The organism is Azoarcus sp. DN11, from assembly GCF_003628555.1.
Taxonomy (GTDB): domain Bacteria; phylum Pseudomonadota; class Gammaproteobacteria; order Burkholderiales; family Rhodocyclaceae; genus Aromatoleum.
Genome location: NZ_CP021731.1, coordinates 1,022,318 through 1,034,188, shown reverse-complemented (window position 1 = coordinate 1,034,188; position 11,871 = coordinate 1,022,318). Strand labels below are relative to the sequence as shown.

Here is an 11,871-nt window from a genome sequence, read left to right as displayed (position 1 = left end):
CACCCGAACGGAATGGACCGCATAGATCTCAAGATTCTCGCCGAACTCCAGAAGGATGCCCGTTTGTCATACGTCGAACTCGCACGCCGCGTCGGCCTGAGCAAGACGCCGTGCGCCGAGCGTGTGCGCAAGCTGGAGGAAAGCGGCGTCATCCGCGGCTACCACGCGGACCTCGATCCCGTCGCGATGGACCGCTCGCACGTCGTGATCGTGCAGGTGCTCCTGAGCGGCACGACCGCGCACGAGCTGAAGCTCTTCAACGAGGCAGTCCAGCGCATCCCCGAGATCCAGACCTGCCAGATGATCGCGGGCGACTTCGACTACCTGCTGACGGTGCGCACGCGCGACATCCAGACCTACCGCGGCGTGCTCGGCGAGAAGATCTCCGAGCTGCCGTGCGTCAAGCAGACGCACACCTACGTGGTGATGGAAGTGGTGAAGGACGAGAAGACGATCGAGATCCGGACCGGCGAGGGGCGACGGTCGGGGTAAGGATTCTTTGCGGGGCGCCGATTGAGAGTTTGGTTCGTGCCTGCGTGAACCACCCCGCGGTCCGGCGCCCTCTGCCGGGCAGGCGCTCGCGGCCTTCGGCTTCCCGGGCCGGAATGGCCCGCGGGGGCGGCGACGCAAACTCGGGCGCGGCGCGCCCTCAAACATGCGTCGCCTTGTTCCCCCCGCAGACCATCCCGACCCGGCGCTCACGGACAGCCCGTCAGAGGACGCCGGACCGCCTGGCATGTGAATGGGATGTCGCCGCGTCGAAGGGTGAGGTGATCGGTCGGAGGACGTGAGTGCCCCGTTCGGGCTGAGCTATCGAAGCCCGGAGATGTTGAACTGCCGCAAAGGGACGGGGGGACGGACGATTTTCCGCCCGAGCGCGGTCCGGGTTCTGGCCCGGGCTGTCCGCGAGTGCCGGAGTTGCGTGCATTGCGGGAGAAAAAAGGCGACGCATGTCTGAGCCGGCGCAGCCGGCGAGTTTGCGTCGCCTCTCCCGCAATGCACGCAGCGCCGGGAAGCCGAAGGCCACGAGCGCCTGCCCGGGCCAGAACCCGGACCGCGCTCGGGCGGGCGCCCCGACCGGGGCGCCTACCTCAACCTTCGAGGTGATACTTCGTCACCCGCTCCACTTCCGCCGCCGAGCCGAGAATCACCGGCACGCGCTGGTGCAGCTTGCGGGGCTGAACGTCGAGGATCCGCTCACGCCCCGTCGTCGCCGCGCCGCCCGCCTGCTCGATGAGCATCGCCATCGGGTTCGCCTCGTACATAAGGCGCAGCTTGCCGCCCTTGTCGCGGCACTTCTCGTCCAGCGGGTACATGAAGACGCCGCCGCGGGTCAGGATGCGATGCACGTCCGCGACCATCGACGCCACCCAGCGCATGTTGAAATCCTTGCCGCGCGGCCCGGTCTTGCCGGCCTGCAGCTCGGCGACGTAACGCTGCACCGGCGGCTCCCAGAAGCGCACATTCGACGCGTTGATCGCAAACTCCTGCGTCTCGCTCGGCACCGTCATGAACGGATGCGTGTAGATGAAGCTGCCCATCTCGCGGTCCAGCGTGAACCCATGCACGCCGTTGCCCACGGTCAGGATCAGCAGCGTCGACGGCCCGTACAGCGCATACCCCGCGGCGACCTGCTCGCGGCCCGGCTGCAGGAAGTTCTGCTCCGTCGGCTCGCCGTCTCCCTCTGGATTGCGCAGCACCGAGAAGATCGTGCCGACCGAAATGTTCACGTCGATGTTCGACGAACCGTCGAGCGGATCGAACAGCAGCAGGTAGCCGCCCTTCGGATAGTCGAAGGGGATCTGGTGCACCTCCTCCACCTCCTCGGACGCCATCGCTGCCAGGTGGCCACCCCACTCGTTGGCCTGCAGCAGGATCTCGTTCGCGATCACGTCCAGCTTCTTCTGGGCCTCGCCCTGCACATTGTCGGTACCGGCCTCGCCCAGCACCCCGGCCAGCGCGCCCTTCGACACACTGACGCTGATCGCCTTCACCGCCCGGGCGACGACCTCGATCAAGAGGCGCAGCTCGGGCGTGGTCCGGCCCGCGCGCTGCTGCTCGATCAGGAACTGGGTTAGCGTGACGCGTCGCATGAATTTGACTCCTTTTGGCTCCGGCCGGGCCGGATTGCAGATGGTGGTGCAAAAGCGGAAAGGACGGATTATCCCGCGTACCGCCGCCGAGCGCATCAAGATCCGCGCCCCGGCCCGCGCGAAGGGGGTTATGATCATCGTTCGGCGGGCCGCCCCGCAGCGGCGGCGCCCGCAAAAGTCCATCACACCTATGCACGTTCTGGTTCTCGGCGCCGGCGTCACCGGCGTCACCACCGCCTGGTACCTCGCCAAGGCGGGATTCGAAGTCAGTGTCGTCGATCGCGAGCCCCAGGCGGCGCTGGAGACCAGCCGCGCCAACGGCGGCCAGATCTCCATCAGCCACCCCGAACCGTGGGCGAACCCTGGTGCACCGCTCACCGCGCTGCGCTGGCTCGGCCGCGAGGACGCCCCGCTCCTCTTCCGCCCGCACGCCGACAGCGCCCAGTGGTGCTGGGCGTTCGCCTTCCTGCGCGAATGCCTGCCCGGGCGCACCCGGCGCAACACGGCGGCGATCGCCAGCCTCGCTGTGCATAGCGGGCGGATGCTGCGGGCGCTGCGCGCCGACGCCGGCCTCGTCTACGACCACCTCGAACGGGGCATCCTGCACCTCTTCTTCACGCCGGCCGAGTTCGCGCACGCCCGCGGACGCGTCGGTGAGCTCGCCGATTACGGCATTCTCGCGCGCGCCTGCGATGCCGACGAATGCACCGTCGTCGAACCGGCACTCGCCGGGGTACGGCAGCAGATTGCCGGCGGACTGTATGCCCCCGGCGACGAATCCGGCGACGCCTGCCGCTTCACCCAGGCACTCGCGCGACGCGCGGAAGAAGCCGGCGTGCGCTTTCATTACGACACGACGATCACCGGCCTGTCGTGCACGCGCGGCACCATCGACGCGGTCGACGTGCGCGACGCACAGGGCCGCGCCGGGGCCCTCACCGCCGACGCCTACGTCGTCTGCCTCGGCAGCTACGGCCGCGCCCTCGTCGCGCCGCTGGGCGAAAAACTGCCGATCTACCCGGTCAAGGGCTACTCGATCACTGCGCCCGTGGCCGATCCCGCGCGCGCGCCCAGCGTCAGCATCACCGACGAATCGCGCCGCATCGTCTGTTCGCGCCTCGGCGACCGCCTGCGCGTGGCCGGCACCGCGGAGCTCAACGGCTTCGACACCCGCATCAACGCGACGCGCTGCCAAGCCATCCTGGACTGGGTCCAGGCGCGCTTCCCCGGCGCGATTGACCTCGCGTGCGCCGAGCCCTGGACCGGCCTGCGCCCGGCCACGCCCGGCAACATCCCGCTGATCGGGCGCAGCCGCATTTCGCGCCTCTGGTACAACACCGGTCACGGCACGCTGGGGTGGACGCTGGCCTGCGGCTCGGCGAGCGCACTCGCGGATCTCATGTCCGGCCGCCGCCCGCCGGTCGAGCACTTCCCCTTCCTCGCGGGGCGGTGATCCCGCCGGCCCCGCGCCGGCCACTCGCTGCAACGAAACGGTCACGCCGATGACCTAGATTGGGGGCCTGGCTCACCCCGGACCCGGCCCATGAACATCCTGATGATCTCGGACGTGTATTTCCCACGCATCAACGGCGTGAGCACGTCGATCCAGACCTTCCGCCGCGCGCTGGCGGCCCAGGGCGTCGCCAGCACGCTGATCGCACCCGACTATCCCGGCGCGCCGCCCGACGCCGCGGCGCTCGACATCGTGCGCGTGCCGTCGCGCTACCTGCCCTTCGATCCCGAGGACCGCGTCATGCGCGCGGGGGCGGTCCGCGCGCTGACCGAGCGCCTGCGCGCGCGCGACTACGACCTCGTACACATCCACACGCCCTTCGTCGCCCACTACGCCGGGCGCGCCCTCGCGCGCGAACTCGGGCTGCCCTGCATCTCGACCTATCACACCTTCTTCGAGGAATATCTCTTCCACTACGTGCGCTTCCTGCCGCGCGCCGCGCTGCGCCTGCTCGCGCGCCACTTCACGCGCAGCCAGTGCAACGACATGGACGCCGTCGTCGTGCCGTCCAGCGCGATGGAACGCGTCCTCGCCGGCTACGGCGTCACCCGGCCGCGCGAAATCCTGCCGACCGGCCTGCCCGCGGAACAGTTCGTCGGCGGAGACGGCGTCGCCTTCCGCCAGCGCCACGGCATCGCGCCCGACAGGCGGGTGCTGCTGTACGTCGGACGCGTCGCACACGAGAAGAACATCGGCCTGCTGATCGGGATGGTCGACGAACTGCGCGAGTCCCACCCTTTAGCGCTGCTGCTGATCACCGGCGAAGGCCCCGCAATCGGCGCGCTGCGTGCCGCAGTGCAGCGACGACGCCTCGAACGGCATGTGTGCTTCCTCGGATACCTCGATCGCGGCACCGAGCTCCACGACTGCTACCGCGCCGCCGACCTCTTCGTGTTCGCGTCCCGCACGGAAACGCAGGGCCTCGTGCTGCTGGAGGCGATGGCGCTGGGCACCCCCGTGGTCGCGATCGCGGCCATGGGCACGCACGACATCCTCGACCCGCAATGCGGCGCACGCATCGCCCCGGACGACACCCCGGGGTTCGCGGCCGTGGTTCGCGGCGTACTGGACGACCGCGCCGGTCTCGACCGGATGGGGAAGGACGCGTGCGACTACGCGCGGCGCTGGAGTGCCGACGAGATGGCCGCGCGACTCGCGCGCCTGTACCGCCGGCACGCGAACGCAGCGGCGCAGACCGGAGGCTCACCGGCCGCGCAGCTGCCTTGACGCCAGGACTACCGGGCGCAGATTACTTGATGACTTTCAGGTGGCTGCGAGACGCGCCCCGCCCCGCGGCAGGAGGCGTATCCCCGCCATCGCCTTCCGCATCTCCCGCGCCGCCGGCGTCGGGAACCCCCTCTGCCGGCTCGGCCGCGTCGGGCTGCGCATCGGCCTCGGCAATCTCGGGTTCGAACGCCATGCCGTGCCCGTTCTCGCGTGCATAAATTGCGAGCACGTTGGCCACCGGCAGCGACAGCGCATGCGCCACGCCGCCGAAGCGCGCCTGGAAGGTGATCAGGTCGTTGCCCATCACCAGATGGTTGGTCGCATCCGGCGCGAGATTGAGCACGATCTGGCCGTCGCGCGCATAGCCCGGCGGCACGACGGTACGCTCATCGACCGCCACCGCGACGTAGGGCGTGAAGCCCTGATCCAGGCACCAGTCGTAGATGGCCCGGACCAGGTAGGGTTTGGTGGATACCTTGCTCATGGATTATGCGGGCCCCGCCTACGTCAGCGACGCATGACCTTTTCGGACGGCGTCAGGGCGTCGATGAAGCCCTGGCGGCTGAAAATGCGTTCCGCATACTTCATCAGGTTCGCCGCGGCCTTTGGCAGTTCGATGCCGTAGTGCTCGAGGCGCCACAGCAGTGGCGCGATCGCGACGTCGAGCATCGAGAACTCGTCGCCGAGCATGAACTTCTGCTTGACGAAGATCGGCGCGAGCTGGACCAGCTGGTCGCGCACGTGGGCACGGCTCTTGTCGACCGTCCCCTTCTGGTTCTTCTCCAGCACATCGATGTGCGAGAACAGCTCGTGCTCGAAGGTGTGCAGCAGCTGGCGCGCGCGGGCACGCATGATCGGGTCGGGCGGCATCAGCTGGGGATGCGGGAAACGCTCGTCGATATACTCGTTGATGATGTTCGACTCGTACAGCACGAGGTCGCGGTCGACCAGCACCGGCACCCGGTTGTACGGATTGATGACGGCAATATCTTCCGGTTTGTTGTAGAGATCGACATCGATGACCTCGAAGTCCATCCCCTTTTCGAACAGCACGATCCGGCAGCGATGGCTGAACGGATCGGTGGTGCCGGAATACAGGTTCATCATGGTGTTGCAGCTCCCGATACAAAAACAAAGCGCACCACGCGGGACTCGCGTGGTGCGTCAGACTTCAAGGCAGCGAATCAGTTCGCGCCGACGTTCAATGAACGTCCTTCCAGTAGTTCTTCTTCAGCGCGAAGCTGAGTGCGAACAGGCCAGCGAGGAAGATCAGCACGACGACACCGATCGTCTTGCGCTTCTCGGCCACCGGCTCGCCCATCCACACGAGGAAGGAGACCAGGTCGGCGACGGTCTTGTCATATTCCTGCGCCGACAGCTTGCCGGGCTTCGCCAGTTCGAGCTCGATCGACTTGACGCCATCGTGCTCGCTGATCTTGGCGACCTGCTCGCCCTGCAGTTCCCACAGCACGTGCGGCATGCCGACGTTCTCGAAGACCTTGTTGTTCCAGCCCGTCGGGCGGTTCGGGTCGCGGTAGAACTGGCGCAGGTAGGTGTACAGCCAGTCGGCACCGCTGCCGAACTCCGACGCGCGCTGGCGCGCGATCAGGGTCAGGTCGGGCGGGGCCGCACCGAACCACGCCTTCTGCTCCTTCGGGTTGGCGGAAATCTTCATCAGGTCGCCGATGCGCTCGCCCGTGAACATCAGGTTGTCACGGATCTCCTGCTCGGTCAGACCGATCTGCGTCAGCGTGTTGTAGCGGACGAAGCTCGCGCCATGACAGTTCATGCAGTAGTTGACGAAGGTCTTGGCGCCGGCCTGCAGCGCGGCCGGATCCTTGCTCACCGGCGCCTTGTCGAGGTGCAGCACCGCGCCCGAAGCCAGCGCCAGCGCCGGCGCGAACAGCGCGGCCGCCGCGAGGCGCTTGAGGGTCTTGATTACGCTCATAGTCATTTGGAAGTCACCCTATCCGGTTCGGGTTTGCACTTGTCGATTTTGCTGTACCAGGGCATCGCCAGGAAGAAGGCGAAGTAGATCACCGAGCAGATCTGCGCCACGATCGTACGGCCGGCGGTCGGCGGCAGGACGCCGAGGTAGCCGAGGATGAAGAAGGCGACCAGCCACACCGCCAGGATGCCCTTGAACAGGCCGCCCTTGTAGCGGATCGACTTCACCGGGCTGCGGTCGAGCCACGGCAGGAAGGCGATGATGACGACCGCGGCACCCATGCCGACCACACCCCAGAACTTCGCGTCGATGCCGAACAGCGGATACGTGATCGCGCGCAGGACCGAGTAGAAGGGCGTGAAGTACCAGACCGGCGCGATGTGCGGCGGGGTCTTCAGCGGGTCGGCCGGGATGAAGTTGTTGTACTCGAGGAAGTAGCCGCCGCCCTCGGGCGCGAAGAACACGATCGCCGAGAAGAAGATCAGGAAGCCGACCACGCCGACGATGTCCTTCACCGTGTAGTACGGATGGAAGGGGATGCCGTCGAGCGGGATACCGTTGGCGTCCTTCTTCTTCTTGATCTCGACGCCGTCGGGGTTGTTCGAGCCGACTTCGTGCAGCGCGACGATGTGCGCGAGCACCAGGCCGATCAGCACCAGCGGCACGGCGATGACGTGGAACGAGAAAAAGCGGTTGAGCGTGGCGTCCGACACGACGTAGTCGCCGCGGATGACGAGCGACAGGTCCGGGCCGATGACCGGGATCGCCGAGAACAGGTTCACGATGACCTGCGCGCCCCAGAAGGACATCTGGCCCCACGGCAGCAGGTAGCCCATGAAGGCTTCGGCCATCAGCGCGAGGAAGATCAGGGTGCCGAAGATCCAGATCAGTTCGCGCGGCTTGCGGTAGGAACCGTAGAGCAGGCCGCGGAACATGTGCAGATACACGACGATGAAGAAGGCCGACGCGCCGGTCGAGTGCAGGTAGCGGATCAGCCAGCCGCCCGGCACTTCGCGCATGATGTACTCGACGCTGGCGAACGCGACGGGGATGCCCGAGGCGTTGACCGAGGCGTCGGGCTTGTAGTGCATGACCAGGAAGATGCCGGTCAGGATCTGGATCACCAGCACGAGCAGCGCCAGCGAGCCGAAGAAGTACCAGAAGTTGAAGTTCTTGGGCGCGTAGTATTCGGACAGGTGCGCCTTCCAGGTCGACGTCAGCGGGAAACGCTCATCGACCCAGTTCAGCAGTTGTTGGGATTTTGTGGTCATCGCTTAGGCCTTTGAGTCGTCACCGATGAGGATCTTCGTGTCGGAAAGGTACTTGTGCGGCGGCACCTCGAGGTTGTCTGGCGCCGGCATGCTCTTGTACACGCGCCCCGACAGGTCGAAGCGCGAACCGTGACAGGGGCACAGGAAGCCGCCGTGCCAGTTATCGCCCATGCCGCTTTCGGCGCCGACCTTGAACTTCTCGCTCGGCGAGCAGCCCAGGTGCGTGCAGATGCCGACGGCAACGAGGTACTCGGGCTTGATCGAGCGGAACTTGTTCTTGGCGTACTCCGGCTGCATCTGCTTGCTGGATTCCGGGTCGCTCACGGCGCTCTCGGTCTGGTCGAGCGACGCCAGCATTTCGGGGGTCCGGCGCAGAATCCACACCGGTTTGCCACGCCACTCAACCGTCATCATCTCGCCCGGCGCCAGCTTGCCGATGTCCGCCTCGACCGGCGCGCCTGCCGCCTTCGCACGCTCGGACGGCGTCAGACTGGCGACGAACGGCACAGCCGTCGCCACGGCAGCCACGCCACCGGCGGCCGACGTCGCGACAAGCAGTTGCCTGCGGCCACTGTCCATCTTCTGATCCACGCTCATGACCTCATCCCTGAAAAGAAACCCGTTTCCGGGTAAAAAAACTGCGGAAGTCTAGCAAAAATCGCGTTACAAAAAAAGAGGGAATGCCAATATCATGCCAATGACATTGGATTCGGGCGCATCGGGCGGATACAACGAAGGGCGTATGCTGCGGCGCAGTTCGTGCGCCGCAGCATACGGGCTACAGGGCACGCCGCTCCACGAGGGCCTGCGCGATCGTGCCCGTATCGGTGTGCTCGAGTTCGCCGCCGACGGGCACGCCGCGCGACAGGCGGCTCACCTTCACGCCGCGCGCAGCGAGCAGTTCGGCGATGACATGGGCGGTGGCCTCGCCTTCGTTGGTGAAGTTGGTCGCGAGGATGACCTCGCCCACCGCGCCGTCGGCCGCGCGCGCGAGGAGCTTGTCGAGCCGCAGCTCGCGCGGGCCGATGCCGTCGAGCGGCGACAGGCGCCCCATCAGCACGTAGTACAGGCCGTTGTAGACCTGGGTCTGCTCCATCATCGCGAGGTCCGCCGGCATCTCGACGACGCACAGCAGCGAATGGTCGCGCTGCGGATTGGCGCAGCGCTGGCAGACGTCGGTCTCGGAGAAGGTGTTGCAGCGCTCGCAGTGGCGCAGCACTTCGAGCGCGTGCGCGAGCGCCCGCGCGAGGCGGCCGGCGCCGCGCTGGTCCCGTTGCAGCAGGTGATAGGCCATGCGCTGCGCCGACTTCGGGCCGACGCCGGGCAGCGCGCGCAGGGCTTCGATCAGTTCGTCGAGACTGGAGGGGGAGCTCATCAGAACGGGAGTTTCATCCCGGGCGGCAGGTTGAGGCCGGCCGTGAAGCCCGCCATCTTCTCCTGCGTGGTCGCCTCGGCGCGGCGCACGGCGTCGTTCATCGCGGCGGCGACGAGGTCTTCGAGCATTTCCTTGTCGTCCATGACCGAGGGATCGATCGTGACGCGGCGAACGTCATGCTTGCAGGTCATGAGGATCTTCACCATGCCGGCGCCCGCCTGGCCCTCGACTTCGACGAGGGCGAGCTGGTCCTGCATCTTCTTCATGTTTTCCTGCATCTGCTGGGCCTGCTTCATCAGGCCGGCGATTCCGCCTTTCATCATGGTGCGATTCTCCGCAATTGGGGATTCAAAGTGGTTTCACCGACGCTTCCACGAGGGACGCGTCGAATCGTTCGATCAGTTCGCGCACAAAAGGATCGCTCTCGAGGGCGGCGACCGCTTCGGCATGGCGTGCGCGGCGGTCGGCTTCGTCGCGTTGGGCGGGCGTTTCGCCCGCGATCGCACCCACCGTGGCGCGCAGCCGGAGCGGCGTGCCGTAGAGGGACGCGAGCTGGTCCTGGATGCGCTCGACGACGCCCGGGTTCATGTCGAGCAGATGGCGATGGGCATTCGACAGGCGCAACTCGATCACGCCGTCGGCAAAGCCCAGCCACTCGCAGTGCTGGGCGAACTCGCGCACCATGCCGCCAAGGCCGAGCCGGCGGATGAGGCCGTGCCAGTTACCGGACGAGATGTCGGCCGCGGCCCCCTCGTCAGCCGCGGCGGGCGCAGATGCGGGCGGCGGCGTTGCAGGCGAGGCGTCCGCGATGTGGGTCGGGGCGGGAGCGGGCGCGGCAGCAACCGAGGCCGGGGCCGAATCCGGTACGGACTTCGACACCGCTGATTGCCCCGAAGGTTCGGCGCCCTGGTCCGCGTAGGCCTCGGGCGGCAGGTCTTCCCATGGCGGCACCGAGTTCGACGGTTCCGCGCGATTTTCCGCAGACGACGGGGCGGCTGCGGGAGCTTGTGCGGACGCCTGCGGGACGGTTTCCGCGGGCGCCGCGGCGGGCACGGGCGGAACGGGGGGCTTGCCGGCCGGCGTCGCGGCGGTTTCGCGCGGTGTAGCCGGCGCGGGCGCTGCCGCGGCAGCGGGGGTGGCGACGGCAGCGGGGGTGGCGACGGCGGACGGCGGTTGCGCGGGCGCAGCGGGCTGCGTGACGGGACGGGACGGCGGCACGGCGCGCGACGGCGCCGCCGGCAGGCCGCGCATCACGCCGCCCCCGCCGCCGTCGGCCGCGGGGCTGCCGAGGGCCGGGGGCTGGTCGGGGCGGAACGCGTGCAGGCGCAGCAGCGTCATCGTGAAGCCGGCGTAGTCGTCCGGCGCCAGCGGCAGCTCGTCGCGGCCGTGGATCGCGATCTGGTAAGCGAGCTGCAGGAATTCGGCGTCGAAGGCTTCGGTGTAAGGCAGCACGCGCTGGCGCTCGGCCTCGTCGGCGATCGCGGCGGGCGCAAACTGGGCGAGCGCGATGCGGTTGAGCAGCGACGCGAGCGCCTGCAGCGCGGCATCGAAGGAGAGGCTGCGCGTTTCCATGCGGTCGGCGACCGCCAGCAGCGCCGGGACGTCGCCCGCGGCGAGCGCGTCGAGCACCGCGTAGAGATGGTCGTCGCCGACCGTGCCGAGCATGTGCGTGACCTGCTCCTCCTCGACCTTGCCCGAGCCGTGGGCGATCGCCTGGTCGAGCAGCGACAGCGCGTCGCGCATCGAGCCGCTCGCGGCCTTCGCGAGATGGCGCAGCGCGGGGGCCTCGAAGGGGATCGCCTCGGCCTCGAGGATGCGCGACAGGTGGTCGACGATGTGGCCCGGCGGCATCTGCTTGAGGTTGAACTGCAGGCAGCGCGACAGCACGGTGACCGGGATCTTCTGCGGATCGGTCGTCGCGAGGATGAACTTCACGTGCTCGGGCGGCTCCTCGAGGGTCTTCAACATCGCGTTGAAGGCGTGCCCGGTGAGCATGTGCACTTCGTCGATCATGTAGACCTTGTAGCGCCCCTGCACCGGCGCATACACGGCCTTGTCGAGCAGCGCGGCCATGTCCTCGACGCCGCGGTTCGAGGCCGCGTCCATCTCGACGTAGTCGGGGAAGCGGTCGGCGTCGATCGCCTGGCAGGCGGCGCACCGGTTGCACGGCTCGGCGGTGACGCCGGTCTCGCAGTTGAGCGCCTTGGCGAGGATGCGCGAAATCGTCGTCTTGCCCACGCCGCGCGTGCCGGTGAACAGCCAGGCGTGGTGCAGCCGCCCGGTCGCGAGCGCATGGCTGAGCGCGCGGACGACGTGCTCCTGACCGACCAGCGTGGCGAAGGACTTCGGCCGCCACTTGCGTGCGAGGACTTGATAGCTCATGGCGCGGGATTCTAGCAGAGCGCCGGAGCGGGCTCCGGGGTGATTGCTCGGCATTGCGTCGC

General features: G+C 67.7%; 12 protein-coding genes. 3 read left to right on the top strand and 9 right to left on the bottom strand.

All coding sequences use genetic code 11. The annotated features are described in order from the left end of the window. Window positions 1-12 precede the first annotated feature (12 nt). Window positions 13-492 carry an Lrp/AsnC ligand binding domain-containing protein gene (locus CDA09_RS04670; protein WP_121427551.1) on the top strand — a complete coding sequence of 160 codons (480 nt, stop codon included), beginning with the start codon at window positions 13-15 and terminating at the stop codon, window positions 490-492. A 599-nt stretch (window positions 493-1,091) separates the two neighbouring features. Here the strand turns inward: CDA09_RS04670 and CDA09_RS04665 are convergent. After that, window positions 1,092-2,093, bottom strand: coding sequence for a class 1 fructose-bisphosphatase (locus tag CDA09_RS04665; protein WP_121427550.1), 1,002 nt, complete (start codon window positions 2,091-2,093; stop codon window positions 1,092-1,094). Window positions 2,094-2,283: 190 nt separating this feature from the next. Here CDA09_RS04665 and CDA09_RS04660 point away from each other — a divergent pair, with 190 nt between their 5' ends. Continuing rightward, window positions 2,284-3,546 (top strand): D-amino acid dehydrogenase, encoded by a 1,263-nt coding sequence (locus CDA09_RS04660; protein ID WP_121430734.1) that lies wholly within the window; start codon window positions 2,284-2,286, stop codon window positions 3,544-3,546. Window positions 3,547-3,636: 90 nt separating this feature from the next. Beyond that, the gene (locus CDA09_RS04655) at window positions 3,637-4,833 is read left to right on the top strand and encodes a glycosyltransferase (RefSeq protein WP_121427549.1); all 1,197 of its coding nucleotides are present in this window, start codon (window positions 3,637-3,639) and stop codon (window positions 4,831-4,833) included. A 22-nt stretch (window positions 4,834-4,855) separates the two neighbouring features. Here CDA09_RS04655 and CDA09_RS04650 read toward each other — a convergent pair whose 3' ends face one another. From CDA09_RS04650 to dnaX, 8 genes are all read right to left on the bottom strand, one after another. Then, window positions 4,856-5,317 (bottom strand): ClpXP protease specificity-enhancing factor, encoded by a 462-nt coding sequence (locus CDA09_RS04650; protein ID WP_121427548.1) that lies wholly within the window; start codon window positions 5,315-5,317, stop codon window positions 4,856-4,858. A 23-nt stretch (window positions 5,318-5,340) separates the two neighbouring features. Further along, a complete protein-coding gene (locus CDA09_RS04645) occupies window positions 5,341-5,940 on the bottom strand; it encodes a glutathione S-transferase N-terminal domain-containing protein (protein WP_121427547.1) in 600 nt (199 codons plus the stop codon). A 94-nt stretch (window positions 5,941-6,034) separates the two neighbouring features. After that, a complete protein-coding gene (locus CDA09_RS04640; protein ID WP_121427546.1) occupies window positions 6,035-6,787 on the bottom strand; it encodes a cytochrome c1 in 753 nt (250 codons plus the stop codon). Beyond that, window positions 6,784-8,052, bottom strand: a complete 1,269-nt coding sequence (locus tag CDA09_RS04635; protein WP_121427545.1) for a cytochrome b — start codon at window positions 8,050-8,052, stop codon at window positions 6,784-6,786. The genes CDA09_RS04640 and CDA09_RS04635 overlap by 4 nt, the downstream gene beginning before the upstream one ends. A gap of 3 nt (window positions 8,053-8,055) precedes the next feature. Next, entirely contained in the window at window positions 8,056-8,649 is a 594-nt protein-coding gene (gene petA, locus CDA09_RS04630; protein ID WP_121427544.1) for a ubiquinol-cytochrome c reductase iron-sulfur subunit, read from the bottom strand. A gap of 181 nt (window positions 8,650-8,830) precedes the next feature. Continuing rightward, entirely contained in the window at window positions 8,831-9,427 is a 597-nt protein-coding gene (recR, locus tag CDA09_RS04625; RefSeq protein ID WP_121427543.1) for a recombination mediator RecR, read from the bottom strand. Continuing rightward, window positions 9,427-9,750 (bottom strand): YbaB/EbfC family nucleoid-associated protein, encoded by a 324-nt coding sequence (locus CDA09_RS04620; protein WP_121427542.1) that lies wholly within the window; start codon window positions 9,748-9,750, stop codon window positions 9,427-9,429. Before CDA09_RS04620 ends, recR begins: the two co-directional genes overlap by 1 nt. 25 nt (window positions 9,751-9,775) lie before the next feature. Next, the gene (gene dnaX, locus CDA09_RS04615) at window positions 9,776-11,809 is read right to left on the bottom strand and encodes a DNA polymerase III subunit gamma/tau (protein WP_121427541.1); all 2,034 of its coding nucleotides are present in this window, start codon (window positions 11,807-11,809) and stop codon (window positions 9,776-9,778) included. Between the last annotated feature and the right edge of the window lie 62 nt (window positions 11,810-11,871).